Raw genomic sequence first — 18113 nt, forward strand, 5'->3', positions numbered from 1 at the left:
ACGGCAAGTTTATCCCACACTGCGAAGACACCCCCCTGCCACAATCTGTGTGCCTACAATGGCCGATGCTGATTGAACAACTCCGGCCTTGATCGAGGCCCAACCGACTGATTCACTTGTCATATTGGCGAGGAGGATCGAGCGATGATGGGACGGCTGGAGACGCAGGAGAAACTGTTTTATCGGTTCCGGATCGAGGATCATGTTCCCCAAGGTCATCTGTTGCGCCGGATCGATTGGCTGTTGGACTTCGACGCGATCCGCCAGGAGCTGGCTGCGCTCTACAGCCATACAGGCCGCCCGTCTGTCGATCCCGAGCTGATGCTGCGCATGCTGCTGATTGGCTATTTGTACGGCATCCGGTCCGAGCGACGGCTTGTCGAGGAGGTTCACCTCAATCTGGCGTATCGGTGGTTCTGCAAGTTGGGCCTGGAAGGCCAGTTGCCGGATCGCTCAACCTTTTCCAAGAACCGCCATGGTCGCTTTGCCAATGGCGATGTGCTGCGTCGCCTCTTCGAGAGCGTGGTCGAGAAGTGCATCGGCTTCGGCATTGTCGGCGGCACGGACGCGGCCATCGACGGCAGCACCATCGAGGCGGATGCCAACCGGGATCGTAAGGATGCGCCGGACGCGATTCAAAGAATCTGGTCGCGGCAGGAACAGGTGCAGCGCCCGGTGGCTGAATATCTGGAAAAGCTGGCCGACGCCGAAGGCACGGTACAATCCGGCCCGAAGAAGAAGCCGCCCAAGTATATCTCAGAGATCGATCCAGAAGCGGCATGGTCGCTGAAGGACGGCCCTGGCCGGTTCAGCTACGAGACCAACTACCTGGTCGACACCGATCATGGCATCATCGTCGATGTCGAGGCCACGCCCGCCCGGCTCAGCCAGGAAATCGTCGCGGCGAAGGCCATGCTCGACCGCAGCCGTGACCGCCATGACTTCCGCCCGGATCGGGTGGCGGCAGATGGGTCATACGGCACCGGCCCGTTCCTGGCCTGGCTCCTGAAGCGTGAAGTCACGCCGCATGTGCCGGTGCTGGATCGTCAGCATCAGACCAAGGGCAAATACGACATCAGCCATTTCCAATATGACCCAGAGCGCGACAGCTACACCTGCCTTGAAGGCCATGAGATGCCGCTGCGGCGGATAAAGCAGGCCGACCGGATCAAGAGCTACTTTGCAGGGAAGGACACCTGCGGCGCATGCCCGATCAAAAAGGCCTGCACAGACGCGCCGTTCAGAACGGTCACGCGCCACATGGATGAAGAAGCGCGGCAGGCCGTTCGCGATCTGCGCGACACGGCCGCCTATGACGAGAGCCGACGACGACGAAAGAAAGTCGAGATGTTGTTCGCCCACCTGAAACGGCATCTCGGCTTCAAACGCCTCCGGCTCCGAGGCCTCAAAGGAGCCAACGAAGAATTCCTCCTCGCCGCCACCGCCCAGAACCTAAAACGTCTTGCCAAAATGGTCCCGTGCTGAGGTTCGCTAAACCAGTAATCGGCAACTGCCAAAAACACTGCCTTTGACCGCGATTACAGCGAGTTGAGAGACCGCGCGTCGGTCAAACACAACATCTAGTAGGTCGAGTTTTTCACCTAAATCGACCGTATTCGGCCTGGCTGAATCGCAGCGATTCACACAAAGCCCCGCACCTTGCCCGCTCCATCGTCCATTTCCAATGTCCGCTACGGGCTGAAGACGACAAAAAGGTGCGATTTATGCCTTCGCGACAGCTACCGCACTATTGCTTTGAGTAGAGCAAATAACTGGATACCTCAGAAACCTCACCCCTTCTTTATGGCTAGCTCTTCCGGTTTCTTGCCCGCTGCAACCGCTTCCTTAAACCAGGCAGGCTGGCGACCTCTGCCAGACCAGGTGAGTGCCGGATTTTCCGGGTGGGCATACTTTGGCTTTGCCGGTGCCTTAGGCTTGGATCTTTGAGCTGAACGCTTAACCGGCTTTGCTGTTTGCACGATCTCTGTAAGATCAAAGCCGTGCTGCTTGGCTGCTTTGACAGCTGCTGCAAGAGCCTGTTTCTTCTCCTGCGCTTCCAACTTCTTCAACTGCTTCTCAGCATCCGCAATGATTTTGGTGAGATCTTTGCGGGATTTATTCTTCAGATTAAGTGCCATTTCTGCATACTTTCTCGGGTTACTTATTCAGTGCTTTAGCCAGGTCTCTTTTGGAGTTCAAGGCGAATAACTTAGGGCCATTAGTAATGGCAGTTGCTCGTATGAATGAGACTGGACAGCGGCTTGGCCGCTGACACCTTTTTTCGCGTGGGTGTACCCACGCTTGGAACCTGTCTTTCAGCTTACATCAAATCCGGCGACGCCTCCGGCTGCGGCGCAACAGGTTTTACCCGTAAGGCGTTTTCGCCGAAACGTGGCCGTTTCGGAAACGCCTAAACGGTCCCCCACAAAACCTGTTGCCCCGTCCCCGGCCTTTGATCGAGACGTCCTGATATTGGCGCGCTCTTCGAGCGCGGTTTTCCTTGTTTGTTTTAGCAGGACGCTCGCCGCTGGGCAGAGGTTCAAGCGCGGCCTTTTGGAAGGGCTGCGAAAGAAACCTCAAAAAGAAAGCGAGATAATCATGCCTCAACTTCATGCCCAACCCTATGACATCACAGCCAGCGGATTTTACTTCGAAGATGCGGAGGAGTTCCGCGTTAGAGTTGCTGCCCTGCGCAACGATCATGGAGACCCCATCGAAGAGTTTGAAATCCAGTTCATCGACGGTGACGACATCGACTGTGCTCTTGCCAGTGCCATCGGTCTCAGCCAAGCGAACTATGCGGCGTATCTGGAATGCTGTACGGCGTGGGAAGACTGGCAAAAAACCCTTGTCATTATCGCAGTAGCGGAAAGCGGCTACAGCTTCGAGCCTGACAAAGACCCCGCTGACTACGATATCGACATCTATCCTGCGGACGGCCTGAGAGAGCTTGCCCATCAATTCGTTGATGACGGCCTCCTCGGCGATATCCCCGACAATCTCCTGCCGTACTTCGATTATGACGCCTTCGCCCGTGATCTGAGCGTCGAGTACACGGAAGCCATGATTGCGGGGCAGCGGCTCGTCTGGCGAGCGGGGTGAGCGCGGCGGCGCAGCCCCAAGTCGCACGGCAAATGCGGCTTCGGCGTGCGCCTGTCGCACGAACTCACCCCAAGCAATGAAAGGAAACACATCATGCAACTCAACCATATTCCCCTCGATGACCTCACCCCCGCCAAACTGAACGTGCGCAAACGCGGCGGTAAGCAGGCAGGCGATCTTCTGCCCAGCATCCGTGCCCACGGCCTCTTGCAGCCATTATTGGTGCGCGCCACAGAGAATGGCTTTGAAATCGTCGCAGGTCAGCGCCGCTATTATGCGCTCAAGACCCTCGCATCAGAGCAGGACGACACGCCGCCCGTGCCCTGCATGATCATGGAGGAAGGCGAAGATGCGCAGGCTATCGAGGCTTCCCTCGCCGAGAACCTCGCCCGTCTCCCCATGGATGAAATCGACCAGTACAAGGCCTTTGCCGCCCTCTCGAAACAGGGCATGAGCACCGAGGACATTGCCGCACGGTTTGGCATCACCACGCGGCTGGTCACTCAACGTCTGGCGATTGCGGGGATCATTCCGCAAATCCTGAGCGCCTATCAGAAAGGCGACATCGCGCCCGAGACCCTGCGCTTGCTCACTATGGCGACCAAGACTCAGCAAAGAGACTGGCTGCGTCTGTTCAAGAGCGACGATAACCACGCCCCCGAGGGCTACCGCCTCAAGTGCTGGCTCTTTGGTGGTGCGGAGATCAAGACCGATGCCGCGCTCTTTGATCTGGACGACTATAAGGCCAGCATACTCTCCGATCTGTTTGGCGAAGATAGCTACTTCGGTGATAGCGAGGCCTTTTGGATGTTGCAGAATACCGCCATCGCCAAAGCCAAGGACGCCTATCTCGCCGAAGGCTGGACAGAAGTGGTTGTTCTCGACGTCGGCGAATACTTCCCGTCATGGGACTATGTGACCACGGCAAAGGAAGACGGCGGCAAGGTCTATGTGCATGTCGCGCATTCGGGCGAGGTCACCTTCTATGAAGGCCAGCTCTCCCGCAAAGAAATCACTGCGCGGTCAAACAAGAGCGCTGACAAACCTGCAAAGCCCGAACTGACCGCCGCCATGCAGAACTACCTCGCATTGCACCGTCATGCCGCCGTGCGGGAAAACCTTCTCGCCCATCAAGGCATCGCGCTTCGTCTGGCAGTTGCGCAGATGATTGCAGGCTCCGCCCTCTGGTCTGTTCAGGCCGAGCCGCAGAAAGCGGGTAAGGAGGCCGTTCGGGACAGCCTTGCGACCAACAAGGCGCAGCAGCGCTTTACCGAGGCACGCTCAGATATTGCCAAGCTTCTGGACTTGCCACTGGAAGCTGGCCAGACCGTGGTGCCGCGCCGTGAGGATTATGGCGCAGGGCGCGATCTGCACCGCATTTTTCGCAAGCTCTGCGATCTTGGTGACGACGAGGTCATGACCATCCTGACCTTCGTCAGCGCAGAGTGCCTCTCAGCGGACAGCGCCATGGTGGAGGTCTTGGGCAAAGCGCTTGGTGTCTCTTTGGCCAACGACTGGTCACCTGACGAGGCGTTCTTTGACCTCTTGCGCGACAAGCAGGCCATCAACGCCATAGTCGGCGAGGTCGCAGGTAAGGACATCGCTGCCCAGCACATCACCTCAACCGCCAACGTTCAGAAATCCGTGATCAAGGCCTGCCTCGAAGGTTCGCGTCCTGCGAAGGTAAAGAACTGGCAGCCAGGCTATATAGGCTTCCCCATGAAAGGCTACACCGACAAGGGCGGTCTACGGGCGGAGCAGCTTTGGAACACCGTCAGCAAGATCTACAAGAAGACATAGGAGTGTCGCTGCGCCCGCCAGACTGGTAGGGCGCAGCGTTCCCAGATCTGAAAAAATCGCGCGAAGGACCCGAGCGGGCCTTCGCGCTTAGCTGTGCAGGAAATGAAACAGGACAGGCATCGGCATGTAAGATGTCCAGGCATTCGCGCATTAACTGAAATTTAACCATGACTGCGCGACGTTGCGCGCTGGAGCACGCACCGCGCATCAGTTCAAGAGTTTCATCATGTCTGAACTTTTTACCTCCGGCCCGGCAAGAGTGATCAAGTCTCTAGTCTCACACCCTCTGCCGCGTAAGAAGCGCGCGCCGTCCCAAGAGGCGGGATTTTCGGAGGATGCTTTGCGTGGTCTCAAAGATCTGGATGCCCGCTCACCGCCCCCTGGTGTGGAAACCAAACCGGCCTTCACACCGGGCTACAGACGTACCGAGCGCTTGTCAGAAGAGGCTTCTGCAGGTGGTGGTCTGGTGACAGATCACAACGGCGACGAGGTTCCGCACTATTGGGGTCATCGAGATCGGTTGCGCAAACGCTTCCTTTCGGGTGGGCATGAACCGATGCCGGAGTATGAGCTGCTCGAACTGCTGCTTTTCAACGCGATCCCGCGCATTGATGTGAAACCGCTGGCCAAGCGGTTATTGTCGACGTTCGGTGACCTTAACGGCGTCATCGCCGCCTCAGAGCACCGTATCCTGCAAGTCGCAGGTGCAAACCGCTGGGTCTACTACCACCTGCGGGTGGCCGAGGCCTTTGCGCAACGCATGGGACAGGCAAAGGTCTTGCAACGTGACATTGTCTCCAATTGGGACGATCTCATCACCTATTGCCGAACCTCAATGGCACACCGCGAGACCGAGCAGTTCCGCATTCTGTTCTTAGACCGCAAAAACGTGCTGATTGCAGATGAAGAACAGGCCAAGGGCACGGTCGATCATGTTCCCGTCTATCCACGCGAGGTCGCAAAGCGCGCACTGGAACTCAATGCCAGTGCCATCATCTTGGTGCACAACCATCCTTCAGGTGATCCGTCACCGAGCCCCTCTGATGTATTAATGACGGAAGATGTCGGTGCCGCCTGCAACACCATCGGTGTAAAGGTCCATGACCATGTCGTGATCGGCAAAGAGGAGGAGTACTCCTTCAAAGCTGCAGGACTGATTGAGTAGCGGTGCTGGTCCCGCGCGCATTGAGGGTCATGACATCGCTGTTCTGTAGGTTCGCCATGGCAATGGTCATGGCGCACACGCCCGCTCATGCAGAGCCAACCCCTGAAGGCGCGCAATCCATCACGGTTCGTGGGGCTCTAAGCATCTTCGATGGTGATACCCTTGAGATCGGACCACTCCTCATCCGACTGCACGGTATTGACGCGCCCGAAAAGGGACAGCGTTGTAACGCCAAAGACGGCGAGACGTGGCGTTGTGGCACCGCTGCGATCAATCGGCTCACAGATCTCGTCGCAGATCAGGACATCGCCTGCGCAGCGCTCAGCCGCGATCCCTATGGTCGGATCATCTCCCGCTGCGAAGTCGGCGGTGAGGACATCGCGCGAACCCTGATCGAAGAGGGTCTCGCTTGGGCCTTCACAGAATACAGTGATGACTATGTGTCGCTAGAAAGTACGGCGCGGGCTAGAGGCATTGGTATCTGGCAGGCTGAGACGCAAACACCGTGGGACTTCCGCGACGACAAATGGAACAGAGCACTAGCCGAGGCCCCAGATGGTCGTTGTCCAATCAAGGGCAATATCAGCTCCAGCAAAGACAAGCAGAAGATATACCACACACCCTGGTCACCGAACTACACCAACACCAAGATCGATACCGACGCCGGAGAGCGCTGGTTCTGCGATGAGGCCCAGGCGCTCGCCGCGGGATGGCGGCCTGTGGCAGGAAGGTAAGGTTAGTCGGCCGCATCAGTCACACAAACCCGCGAAAATCGGATGAAACTGGTGGTCGAAAGCATCATAGTACGAGCTGACAACATGATACTCGTACTCCCATCGCTCATATTCCTGCTGGTCTGGCATCAGGGCATCCCATTCCGCTTTCAAACTAGCAAGTTCGCGATCACATTCTTCATATAATTTTTCCATCCAGGAATTTACCACAAGATATTGTGAATCAACAATATTTTTACGCCCGGCTTCACCGGCAGAAAGGGCAAACTTGCCTAGACCATCGGACAGATATCGCTAAATCGATATCTGAAATGCCCGAAGGGCTGTCGGAGCCCTTCGCGACCGCCGTGGCCCCAAGTACAATGTCTGAAGTCATGGCGGTCGATGTGAGAAGCACACACACAAGACCTTCTAAGACTAGACGTTAGCAGACTATCCACCTTAGAGTGCACCAAACATAGTACTTTTACTTCCTACCAACAGCTTACATACACGCAGTCAAGTTTGATCAAAATGTCGCCCAGCCGATCAAAACCACACTTAGAAAAATGGCAGTATGTGATCGCGTGCTTCGCCGTTTTGGCAACTCTAGCTATAGCTTCAGCTTTCTGGCACGAAAACCTATCCAAAAACCCAAACAGAGAGCCTACCCAAACCACGAAGGGGGATTGTAGCCCCAATATTTCGGAGAACCATGGTGATGTTGAAGTATCTTGCTAGTGTATTTTTTCCGTTCTTTCTCGTCGTGCCAATGGCGTTTGCGCAGGGCCAAATCTCCACAGGCGACTGTAGTCCAAATATTCTTAACTCTAGTGGTTCGGTGACCATCACCTGCTTCAATGGTGAGCAAAAGCGGCCCCTAAAATCTGAGATCACCTATGAAATTCAGAGTATTGGTGGATATGAAAGCCAGGTTATTGCGACAGTCGATGGAATTCCCTATGTCGCACTCAAGCCGGACGCCGGATTGACTTTTGAGATTGCGACAGGCGATTTCGACAACAATGGTCACACAGATCTGTTGTACAGTTGGTCATCTGGCGGAAACTGTTGTCCTCCTAGTTTTGGCGTCTTATCGTATTTTGGTAATGGAGTCTTTAAGGATTTAACACATGATGATTTTTGGAGTTGGAATGACCCAGAGCTGACAACTCGCGGCACGAAGACCCGATTTAGGGTCGACAGCGTCGTAAGCGGTATGGGCGGTACAGAAACCAGTTCTACAATGAATGTTTTCGAAATTGCTGACGGCGAATTGGTGCAAATAGAAAACGGCGTAGCTACAGCTTACGTTCCAAGTCTGGTCGAGCTGTTTGCTACGGACTTCGAGAAGTATGCCATTTCGAAATCCCAAACGATTTCGGTTGGTATTGATGTCGATCTCGACAATGAGCAAGACACGATGGTCTGTTCTTGGTGGGAACGGTGGGGACTGATTGTTTGTGAGATTCACGCATCTGCGAAAGGGATGATTGAAACTTCAACGGGTTGCACGCGCGTGGGTGTCTTGGAAACATCTAGCGATGGAGTTCGAGACCTAGTCTGTAACCGAGACACTATCATGCGCTACTCCGCCGCTTCAAATCGATACAGCTATTGATTCGAAATCAAATCACGTCGCGTCTGACGCAACAATGTGTGAGGCTTTGCCGTCATCTATGTTTTACGCTCGCGCAACGCGATCCAAATCCGACCGGGCTCAACCGACGCCTACCGTTCAAACGCTAAGTATCGTCAATCCCGTCGAGCAATTCTCGTGCAAGAACTCTTTTCTCAGAGGCCACAGATCCATCATCAGAAATAGCCTTGAGCCGCTCTTCTACTTCACGCCATTCACCAAAAAAGTGCTCCAAGGTGAGAGTCTTAAGTCTATGTCGGATGCCCTCATTGGAAGAGTCAATCAAGCTGGTCATCTTGCTTAATACATTCAAAAACTCTTCGTCCGTCTCGGTGTTTCGTTCCAACCACGCGAAGACCTCCTTTCTATCACCGAGTTGCAACCAAGCATACATCAGGGATAGGAAGTGGGGCGTCGCGAGTAAGGTCTCGGTATCAGCAAGCGATAGCCGCTTTAGGTATACTGTTGTCGCGCACTCCATCTCCTCCGCGGTCAACAAACGCTTGTCTTCGGGTTGAGCTTCCTCGCCATAAATGCCATGCGCGAACGTCGAACTTCGAATTATTCCCGTCAACCAAGCAAGAGACGGCGCTGTTGAGAATATGGTGCGGATCAGCTCCACTCGCTTTGAGGGATCGACACGCTCCAGAAGTCCAAAAACTTGTCGCTTGTCGCCGCGTAGTAGATCAGGATATCCCAATTGCGCGATTGCAACCTTTGCAAGTTCGTCCATATGGTGCCCAAGTACCAGAAACAGTCCAATCACTTGCTCAGATGAAATCTGATCTCTATGAGATTGTAGTCTGTAGAGCATCACCTCTGCCATTCGACCACCTTGTGGCCGCCGCTCCGCAATAAGCGCGCTGAACTCTGATTCTGCCGCTGTTCGGTCATTGGCGCACAATGACAAGAAATCCCGAACCTCCGCGTCGCTTATCGCCCCCGACGGGCTCGAAAACGAAAAATAAAGGCGGAAGTGCATAGGGCTAGCAAGTCGCATGTTCGAGGCAAGCCGCTGACGCTCATCCTGCGTAAAGCCTGAGAAGACTTTAAATTCTTTGTCCTTTTGGTACAGCGAGTAAGCATCTATTCCCGTTAGATGCTCTTGAAGAGCAAGGATCAGTCTTTTCACCTCCTCACCCTCTGCGTCGATCACCTCAAGAAGTTTCTTGCCCATGTGAACGTTTGCGTTTGGAGTGATCATTCCCCAGTCTCCGATTGCCGAGAGACTGAAAACATACTGTTCAATCCAATCGTAGAGCTTTGGTTTTTTGGTACGCACGATCTGTAGGAAAACAGCGTCTGCCGGGTCCACCTGATCAATCATTGGCAGCCAGTTGAGTCTAAGAAAGTTGAGGACCCTCACGACATCGCGGGGTGTCGCGAGATGTCCATTTACCCAGCTTTCCATGACCGTACTGAGCCTGCTTTTCTGATCTTCAGTTAAAACTCTACCAGCAACCAGTTCCTCCACTTCACTTGAAAGCCAATTCTGTAGGTCAAAATGCTGCGTCAACGGAACGCGGAAAGATGCTTGAACTATCTTTTCTAGGTAGGATTTCCCATCCGGTATGCTAACCGACTTTTCAAGAGCATGTGCAAGGACCGTTGGATCATAGGCCAGAATATAGCCAACATTCGGAAAATCAGCCACTGCCCGAACGAGCCTAAGGACTTCTGCTGCCTCATTCGGTTCCAGCCGATCTAAATCATCTATAAATACGACAATAGGGCGACGCAGCTTCTCAAGTTGAGATCGAAGTTTTTGACGAAGCTCACTCAAAGACTGATTTGCGAGCTCGGATGCGCGCGAGCCACTTAACCGAGCAAAACGCGCTATACGCTCAGCCCACGGCAAACCAAGCAACCCGGCAGCATCTGTGAGTGTAGCCAGACCGGACGATACCTGAGCATAGCTTCGCAGCAGCTTTCTAACATCGTCATTCGCATCACTTGGAGCGAGCTTAACCACAGCAGGTTCGAGTTGAATAAATAGTTGTCGCAGAAGCTCGTCTCGCCCTCCGATCAGCCAGGGTTCAAATCTGATCACGTCTGGGCCGTTTTCCTCATTAGAAAGTCGGTTCAGCGCGAGACTTACAAGAGATGACTTTCCCGACCCCCACGGACCTTCTACACCAATGACAAATCCATCCGTTAGGTCATTTTGGAGAAATGCCTTCGCGAGTTGGTCTGCGATGGCCCCAAAGCCAAGTCGGTCACTTTCTTCGTTATCAAGCGGTAGATCACCAATCATTAGATTTAGGGTGTCCTTTTTCTGCTCCGTCGTTCAATCACACTTTTGCCGGACACAGGCATTGCCGCAATGCCCACGACAGAAAAAAGATACAAGGCGTCTAGATCCATCTACTTGGATCTCAACGACGACGTGACCGGAAGCATTACCTATCAAAAGCCGGTTGTTGCGTTCGGTCAAGTTGCTCATGACTTCTTGACCAATCGAAGCGTTCTCGATCTTGGCTCAAGGCTTGGGCTTGCGCTTGCAAGTGATCCTGCTCTCGCTGGTTGGATCGTTTAAGGTGGCGACGTTCTTCAAGATGCCGGAAAATGAGATCATCACTTTGGTTTTGGTCGCGGAGATGCGCCTGCCAGGCAGCCTGTTCGTTCTCGTGCCGAATGCGTCCGTGCTCACCAAGTAGTCGGTCCCAGAGGCCACTTAGGCCCCGCCGGAACATAGATTGACGCATACGCGCTTCTGCCTCGCGGCGTTGGTTCAAACGGGTCTTGAGCTTCTGCCGTTCGTGCTTTTGCTGTTCCTTAAGGCGCGCTTTCTCTTTGGCTTGGCTACGAGAGAGTGCCTCCGCTTGCCTTGCCAAGTCCTCGTCCCAACGAGAGAGGGTTGTGTTCATCTGACTTGCAATTTTGGCGTTAGTCTCTTCGACACTGGCATAGCCATCGGGCTTGCCCAGCTTTTCTCTTACATCCTTTGTCTTTACTCCTGTCCATTTTGGAACGGCATAGACCTCCCCTTGAACGTCAACCGCGACGTAGCCACGCCGATCACCTCTGGCCAGGTAGAAGCCTTTCTCTTCCAGCGCACTTGCGAATGACGCCGCATCATCTGAGCATTGCCACGCTTCCCGGAAGACACGCTTGATGTCGCGTGGATCTTTCTTCGCCCGTTTTGCCTGCTGCCATTCTGCGAGCGTGAAGTTAGTCGGGTTGCGGTTCTCCCTGTCCCGCAGCCCTTTAGGCAATCGCCAGTGATGTTCCAGAAACAGATCCTTTGAGAGTTCGGTCAGGCGGTTGTGATAAAAGGGCAGGTTGATCGCTTTCATCTCTTTCACGTCAATCCGCGACCAAACCACATGGGCATGACGCCGACCGTTCTTCTCATGGAAGACAATCGCGCGAGGTTGACCCGTAAGACCGAGACGTTCTTCCGCAGTGGATATGGCGGTTTCAAAAGCGGCTACAGGCACATTCTCTGTCTCGGGTGGATTGAGACTGAGTGAAAACAGGAACTGTTTGCACTGCGTACCTTTGGCGATGGCCTCTGCTTCTTGCATCGCGCCACGCATCGTCTCAGACACGAAGCCTCGCAATTCGTGTAGCTCAACGTGATCGTTCTCCATCACGTTGCATAGGTGAGCAGCCAGCTTCAATCCGCCACCACGCTGGTTGCCATTCAGGATCATGATGCGTCCGTGTCTTCATACCTGAGCGCGCGCATGACTTCCGCTTTGATTGCCAGAACGGCGGCGCAGGCATTCACGAGTTCTTCTTCGGTCTCCGGCGTTACAGGCAGTGCTCCTGCTTGAGCCGCCTTAGCCAGCTCTCTTAGACTGCTGGCTGCTTCCATAGCACCCAGCATGCCCAAGACCTGCGCAAGTGCTGCATGATCACGGACTGGCAGGGCCTTGGCTGATGGCTTTGGTTTTTGACCACCTTTGAAGATCTGGCTCTTCACGTAGCGATTGAGCGAAACCCCTGCGGCAGCTTCTTCTAAGGCAGCACGTTCTTCCTCGTTCAAGCGAAGAGACAGCGGTGCCAGACGCTTCTTCTTAGGCTTTGCTGATGGCTGGCCAGCGCCCTCAAAAGCACCCACCAGCTTTTTCGATGCTGGAAGGTTCCTCATGGCTGCACCTCGGGTGAAGCCAAAGCCGCCGATGCAAGACTACTCTCCTCGCATTCTTGACCGCCCGGCTCCAAATTTATGTGAAATTCAAAGCCTTTGAGTTGTTCTTCCCAATCTGCTAGTGTTTCAAAAAAGGTGTTCGAGCTTTCTCCCCGTAAGCGCACCACAGTCGCTTCGGACAGTAGCGACCAAGCTCGGCACAATGGTGTCATGCGGCAGTCGTTTCGAAGAAGCGATGAAAGCGCTTGGTTCTAGTTTTCTCTCATCATCCGCGCAACAGTCGCTTCGGACAGAAGCGACAATCCTATATCACATCCGACGTCGGTCAGGCACGGGAGACAGATTCAAAAACATATGGTGAGCCACCGTATTCCGATCTAACGGAGGTGAGCTCGTACATCCCTCGGCCCGTCCGGTGGCGCGTATGTGCGATCCACGGCGCGACACTTGGGCGTGCGGCGTCGCAAAAGTCGGGGACGATCGTCAAAGCCACCGCGCGCGAAACCCGCACCGCTGTCAACCAAGAGCGCCCTACCCATCGACTCCGCCCGCCGGGCAGCATAAGGCCAGCGCAACCCCGGCGCGCCCCCCGTGCGCCCAGCCAAAGGACGGCCCCCGTGATCCAGACCCTGACCGACGCCCTGCAAGAACGTGGCTATGACAGCCTGACACCCGTGCAGGAGGCCGTCACCGACCCCGGCCTCAATACGGCCGATCTGCTCGTCTCCGCTCAGACGGGCTCCGGCAAGACGGTGGGCTTCGGCCTCGCCATCGCGCCGACCCTGCTGGAGGACGCAGCCCAGTTCGGCCCTGCGGCCGCCCCCCTTGCGCTGATCATCGCACCCACACGGGAACTGGCCCTGCAGGTTCAGCGAGAGCTGGGCTGGCTTTTCGCCAAAGCAGGCGCCACCGTCACCTCCTGCGTGGGCGGGATGGACAGCCGCACCGAACGTCGCGCGCTGGAACGGGGGGCGCATGTTGTGGTGGCAACGCCGGGACGGCTGTGTGACCATATCAATCGCGGCAACATCGACCTCTCTGCCGTGCGTGCGGTGGTCCTGGACGAAGCCGATGAAATGCTGGACATGGGGTTCCGCGAAGAGCTGGAAACGATCCTGTCCGAGACCCCGCAGGACCGGCGCACGCTCATGTTCTCTGCCACTGTTCCAGCGGCCATCGCCAAGCTGGCGGAGCGGTACCAGCGCGATGTCCAGCGGATCTCGGTTGCGGGGCCCGCACGGCAGCACGCCGACATCGCCTACCGCGCGCTGCTGACCCATCCGCGTGACATCGACAACGCAATCATCAACGTGCTGCGCTATTATGAGGCACAGAACGCGATCATTTTCTGCAACACCCGCGCGGCGGTCGCGCGCATGACCGCCCGACTGACAAACCGTCGGTTTCCTGTTGTGGCGCTCTCCGGTGAGTTGACACAATCGGAACGCAGCAACGCGCTGCAGGCGCTGCGCGACGGGCGTGCCCGGGTCTGTGTGGCCACCGACGTGGCCGCCCGCGGCATCGACCTGCCGGATCTCGCGCTGGTGATCCACGCCGATCTGCCCTCCAACGCCGACACGCTGCTGCACCGGTCGGGCCGCACCGGCCGCGCCGGGCGTAAAGGCGTCTCGGCGCTGATCGTTCCGCCCAAGCAACGGGCCAAGGCCAACCGGCTGCTGGGGTGGGCCAAGCTCTCCGCGGACTGGGGGACACCGCCCTCAGCGGCAGAGGTCTACGCCGAGGACGAGACCCGCATGCTGGAGGATCCCGCGTGGAACGCCCCGGTGCCGGACGCCCAGCAAAGCCTTGTCACAAGCCTCGCGGACCGCTTTACGCCGGAGCAACTGGCCGCGGCCTTCGTCAGCCTCGCACAGTCGCAGCGCGCCGCCCCGGAGGAGCTTGGCGACCCCGATGCGCGCGACACCGCCCCCCGGCAGGCCTTTGGACCATCGGTGTGGTTCTCGCTCAACCAGGGTCGGAACGCGGGCGCCGAACCGCGCCGGATCCTGCCGATGATCTGCCGCCCCAGCGATCTGACCAAGGACGACATCGGCGCGATTCGCATCCAGTCCGAGCAAAGCTTCGTCGAGGTGCGCGCCGACCGCGCCGATGCCCTGAACGGTATCGCGCTGGAAGAAGGGCTGACCCTGACCCGCCTCGATGCCCCGCCCAGTTTCGAGACCGCCCCGCGCGGCAAACCTCCGCAGCCGAAGCCCTACAAACCCGCCGCGGCCCCCAAGGGCAAGCGCCCGCCGAAATCTCACAAGACCGAGCGGTCGCCCATGAAACCCGGTGCCAGGCCACAACCGAAATCATCCGCGACCGGGCCGGAGGGTGCCACGGCGGGCGCACCAAAATCAAAGGGACGGGCCAAGGCGGTCTGGACTGAACCGCGCCGGCAGGCCGCCGACGCCGCGACGCGGGACGCTTCGGCAGGCGCGGATCCGGCAGGGCACAAACAGGCGGGCCAGAAGAAACCTGAGGGCAAGAAACCGAGGGCAAAGCCCGCAGGCACACCCGACGCCAGCCGCAAACGGGCCGCCGACCCCTCCAAACGCTTTGTGCCCCCGCACAAGCGCGGCAAACCGGCGACCAATGCCCGTCGAAGCGGCAAAGGCCCCAATGCAACGCCCCGGCGCAAGGGCTAGACGGCCCTGCCCTTGTCGCGACCCTGATTCTGGCGCTATGATTGGGATGTCGCTGGCCCTACTGGCGCGTGCGGAAAAACAGTCATAAGGCGCGAATACGGGCGCACCGCGTGTATCGCCCGGCTTTCATTTCACGCTCAACAGAAAGGTCTGACCCATGGACGGCAATTTCAACGAGAACGACCTCAGCCGCGTTGTCGAGGCAGACCGCGCGAATGTTTGGCACCACCTGATCCAGCACCAGCCGTTTTTTACCGGCGCGGACCCCAAGATCATCATCGAAGGCAAGGGCCTGCGCGTCTGGGACCAGCACGGCGTCGAACACATCGATGCGGTCTCGGGTGGCGTCTGGACCGTCAATGTGGGCTACGGCCGCGAGACCATGGGCGACGCGGTGCGCGATGCCATCGTCAAGATGAACTTCTTTGGCGGCACTGTGGGCTCGATCCCCGGGGCGCTCTTTGCCGAGAAACTGCTGACTAAGATGCCCGGGCTCGACCGGATCTATTATGCCAACTCCGGCTCCGAGGCGAATGAGAAAGCCTTCAAGATGGTGCGCCAGATCGCGCACAAGCGCTACGGTGGCAAGAAGCACAAGATCCTCTACCGCGACCGCGACTACCACGGCACCACCATCGCGTGCCTGTCGGCGGGCGGTCAGGACGAGCGCAATGCGCAATACGGCCCCTACACGCCCGGTTTCGTGCGCGTGCCCCACTGTCTGGAGTACCGCAAGCACGAACAGGACGGCGCGCCGGAGGCGAACTACGGCGAATGGGCCGCCAACCAGATCGAAGAGGTCATCCTGCGCGAAGGCCCCGACACCGTGGGGGCGATCTGCCTTGAGCCGGTGACCGCAGGCGGCGGCGTGATCGTCCCGCCAGAGGGTTATTGGCAGCGTGTGCAGGAGATCTGCAAAAAATACGACATCCTGCTGCACATCGACGAGGTCGTCTGCGGCGTGGGCCGCACGGGCGAATGGTTCGGCTATCAGCACTACGGCGTCCAGCCCGACATGGTGACCATGGCGAAAGGCGTGGCCTCGGGCTATGCGGCGATCTCCTGCCTCGCCACCACCAACGAAGTCTTTGACATGTTCAAGGACGATGCGTCGGATCACATGAACTACTTCCGCGACATCTCCACCTTTGGCGGCTGCACCGCCGGGCCTGCCGCGGCACTGGAGAACATGCGGATCATCGAGGATGAGGATCTGCTGGGCAACACCAACCGCATGGGCGCCTACATGCTCGACAAGCTGCATGAGCTCAAGGACAAGCACGCCGTGATCGGTGACGTGCGCGGCAAGGGCCTGTTCGTCGGGGCGGAACTGGTGGCAGATCGCGCCACCCGCGAACCCGCCGCCGAGAAAATGGTCCAGGCCGTGGTCGGCGACTGCATGAAGCAGGCGGTGGTCATCGGCGCCACCAACCGCTCCCTGCCGGGCAAGAACAACACACTGTGCTTCTCGCCCGCACTGATCGCCACAAAGGACGACATCGACCAGATCTGTTCTGCGGTCGACAGTGCCCTGACCCGCGTCTTCGGCTAAGCTATCTGTCCTCCGCGCCCTGCGCGGGGGACGCCCCTGGCGCCATCGGTGTTATCAAAGGGTTGATCCGAGCTAAGGACACGAGTTCTTGGCAAACTGGTCCAGGCTCTTGCTGTGTGAGCCATGCGCTGAAATCATCAGAAAAATGGGGGCCTTTGTTTAGTCGAACACCGGTCCAGTCTGGTGGGATGACATCGGCGCGGTGTAGCACGGTTATCCCATTCAGAGGTTTTTCCGGGTCCGGGCGGGTAAAGACGTTCCCGAAACCCGACAACGAATGTTGCCTGCGTTTGAAAAAGACCGACGTTCCGACATGGACATGGCACGCCCCGCAGAACAGAGCTGGCACATACGAGGCCTGAAATACGAGTCGATACGCCTGATTGCTCAAAAACACAGGATCGGTGATCATCACGCTGCGCAGATGCACTTCACTCTCCAGATAAGGCTGGCCGATCTTATCCAGAATGAGTAGCGCGCCCAAGACCACACCCCCGTTCCGATCCTGCGTCAATAGCCGCAATGCGTCGACGACCCGCCCGCCTAAGGCATCGCTCTTTGTCAGCTCAATGATAGCACCCAGCGTCGCCGTGCTAGGTTGCGAGTGCAGCAAGTGATCCTGATTGAACCCGAGCCCGCAGGCCTCGCGCTCCGTCACATAGCTCACAATCGGCTCATCCACGCCTGCCAACCCGAATGACCGTAGCCAGTCCCCCAAGGGTTGGGTCTCGATCGACGCCAGCATCTGATCGCGCAGCTGGTTCACCAGGCTCAGCGTCATGATCTCATTCTGCATCGCCGCGGCTTCGGTCTGCTCCTGCAACCGCTGGGTCTGCGCCTCCATGAACCCGGTCTGTGCGGCCATCAGCTCCTGCTGCTTCTGCATCACCTGCGTCTGCTCTTCCAGCTTGGCGATCTGCTCAAAGAGCAGCACGGTTCCCGTGAAGGACGCAAATGCCAGCAGCAACGCCAACGCCGTCCCGATCACCCAACGATAAAGGTTCGACCAGGCGTACCAGCCCAGCGTCACCCGGGCGAGCTTGTCCGCCGCCTGCTCGGCAGCGGCCCGGTCCTGCGCCATGGCCGCCGACACGCCCGAGATCAGGGTCGAGGAGATCTCCTCCACGCTCGCCTCCGCCCGCCCCGTCAGCCGCCGCAGGATCTGACCGCGGAAAAGCAACACAATGACCAGCACGGCCACAAGCGTCACGATCACGCTGAAAATGATCGCGACCCAGTTCTCGACGAAGCCTTTCGTTACACCCCAGGCGCCTACCGCGACAGGCACGCTGACCAAAAAGGCCGCGAAGACGCCGATCCAGAACGAAAGATGACGTGACATGGCCCCCCGCTGTTCCATTGCTGCGCGCACCTTGCCACAGGCCCGCACGGCGCCAA

Annotated in this window: 14 protein-coding genes; 8 read left to right on the plus strand and 6 right to left on the minus strand. The window is 57.4% G+C overall.

What is annotated here, in order from left to right:
- Positions 1 to 144 precede the first annotated feature (144 nt).
- Positions 145 to 1485, plus strand: coding sequence for an IS1182 family transposase (locus Q1A53_RS10550; protein WP_299966093.1), 1341 nt, complete (start codon positions 145 to 147; stop codon positions 1483 to 1485).
- A 305-nt stretch (positions 1486 to 1790) separates the two neighbouring features.
- Here Q1A53_RS10550 and Q1A53_RS10555 read toward each other — a convergent pair whose 3' ends face one another.
- The gene (locus tag Q1A53_RS10555; RefSeq protein WP_299966096.1) at positions 1791 to 2138 is read right to left on the minus strand and encodes an H-NS histone family protein; all 348 of its coding nucleotides are present in this window, start codon (positions 2136 to 2138) and stop codon (positions 1791 to 1793) included.
- A 334-nt stretch (positions 2139 to 2472) separates the two neighbouring features.
- Between Q1A53_RS10555 and Q1A53_RS10560 the strand changes: the two genes are divergently transcribed.
- The 4 genes from Q1A53_RS10560 (at position 2473) to Q1A53_RS10575 (ending at position 6801) form a co-directional block, all read left to right on the plus strand.
- Positions 2473 to 3102, plus strand: coding sequence for an antirestriction protein ArdA (locus Q1A53_RS10560; protein ID WP_299966099.1), 630 nt, complete (start codon positions 2473 to 2475; stop codon positions 3100 to 3102).
- Positions 3103 to 3195: 93 nt separating this feature from the next.
- Positions 3196 to 4902, plus strand: a complete 1707-nt coding sequence (locus tag Q1A53_RS10565; RefSeq protein ID WP_299966101.1) for a ParB/RepB/Spo0J family partition protein — start codon at positions 3196 to 3198, stop codon at positions 4900 to 4902.
- 226 nt (positions 4903 to 5128) lie between these two features.
- The gene (gene radC, locus Q1A53_RS10570) at positions 5129 to 6067 is read left to right on the plus strand and encodes a DNA repair protein RadC (RefSeq protein WP_299966103.1); all 939 of its coding nucleotides are present in this window, start codon (positions 5129 to 5131) and stop codon (positions 6065 to 6067) included.
- Between the two features lie 29 nt (positions 6068 to 6096).
- A complete protein-coding gene (locus tag Q1A53_RS10575; protein ID WP_299966105.1) occupies positions 6097 to 6801 on the plus strand; it encodes a thermonuclease family protein in 705 nt (234 codons plus the stop codon).
- A 15-nt stretch (positions 6802 to 6816) separates the two neighbouring features.
- Here the strand turns inward: Q1A53_RS10575 and Q1A53_RS10580 are convergent, their stop codons facing one another.
- A complete protein-coding gene (locus Q1A53_RS10580) occupies positions 6817 to 6996 on the minus strand; it encodes a hypothetical protein (RefSeq protein WP_299966107.1) in 180 nt (59 codons plus the stop codon).
- Between the two features lie 505 nt (positions 6997 to 7501).
- On the opposite strand from Q1A53_RS10580, the gene Q1A53_RS10585 reads away from it, so the two are divergent.
- Entirely contained in the window at positions 7502 to 8401 is a 900-nt protein-coding gene (locus Q1A53_RS10585) for a hypothetical protein (protein ID WP_299966110.1), read from the plus strand.
- A 124-nt stretch (positions 8402 to 8525) separates the two neighbouring features.
- On the opposite strand, the gene Q1A53_RS10590 is transcribed toward Q1A53_RS10585, so the two are convergent.
- The 3 genes from Q1A53_RS10590 to Q1A53_RS10600 form a co-directional block, all read right to left on the minus strand.
- Complete coding sequence (locus Q1A53_RS10590; RefSeq protein WP_299966112.1) at positions 8526 to 10673, minus strand: P-loop NTPase fold protein; 2148 nt, start codon at positions 10671 to 10673, stop codon at positions 8526 to 8528.
- A 145-nt stretch (positions 10674 to 10818) separates the two neighbouring features.
- Entirely contained in the window at positions 10819 to 12075 is a 1257-nt protein-coding gene (locus Q1A53_RS10595) for a relaxase (RefSeq protein WP_299966114.1), read from the minus strand.
- On the minus strand, positions 12072 to 12515 hold the full coding sequence (locus Q1A53_RS10600; protein ID WP_299966117.1) for a hypothetical protein: 444 nt from the start codon (positions 12513 to 12515) through the stop codon (positions 12072 to 12074). The genes Q1A53_RS10595 and Q1A53_RS10600 overlap by 4 nt, the downstream gene beginning before the upstream one ends.
- A 617-nt stretch (positions 12516 to 13132) precedes the next feature.
- Here Q1A53_RS10600 and Q1A53_RS10605 point away from each other — a divergent pair.
- Both Q1A53_RS10605 and Q1A53_RS10610 read left to right on the plus strand, forming a co-directional pair.
- Complete coding sequence (locus Q1A53_RS10605) at positions 13133 to 15163, plus strand: DEAD/DEAH box helicase (protein ID WP_299966119.1); 2031 nt, start codon at positions 13133 to 13135, stop codon at positions 15161 to 15163.
- Between the two features lie 157 nt (positions 15164 to 15320).
- A complete protein-coding gene (locus tag Q1A53_RS10610) occupies positions 15321 to 16715 on the plus strand; it encodes an aminotransferase class III-fold pyridoxal phosphate-dependent enzyme (protein WP_299966122.1) in 1395 nt (464 codons plus the stop codon).
- 1 nt (position 16716) lies between these two features.
- Here the strand turns inward: Q1A53_RS10610 and Q1A53_RS10615 are convergent, their stop codons facing one another.
- Complete coding sequence (locus Q1A53_RS10615) at positions 16717 to 18057, minus strand: hypothetical protein (protein ID WP_299966125.1); 1341 nt, start codon at positions 18055 to 18057, stop codon at positions 16717 to 16719.
- Between the last annotated feature and the right edge of the window lie 56 nt (positions 18058 to 18113).

Source organism: uncultured Roseobacter sp., assembly GCF_947496515.1.
Lineage (GTDB): Bacteria > Pseudomonadota > Alphaproteobacteria > Rhodobacterales > Rhodobacteraceae > Roseobacter.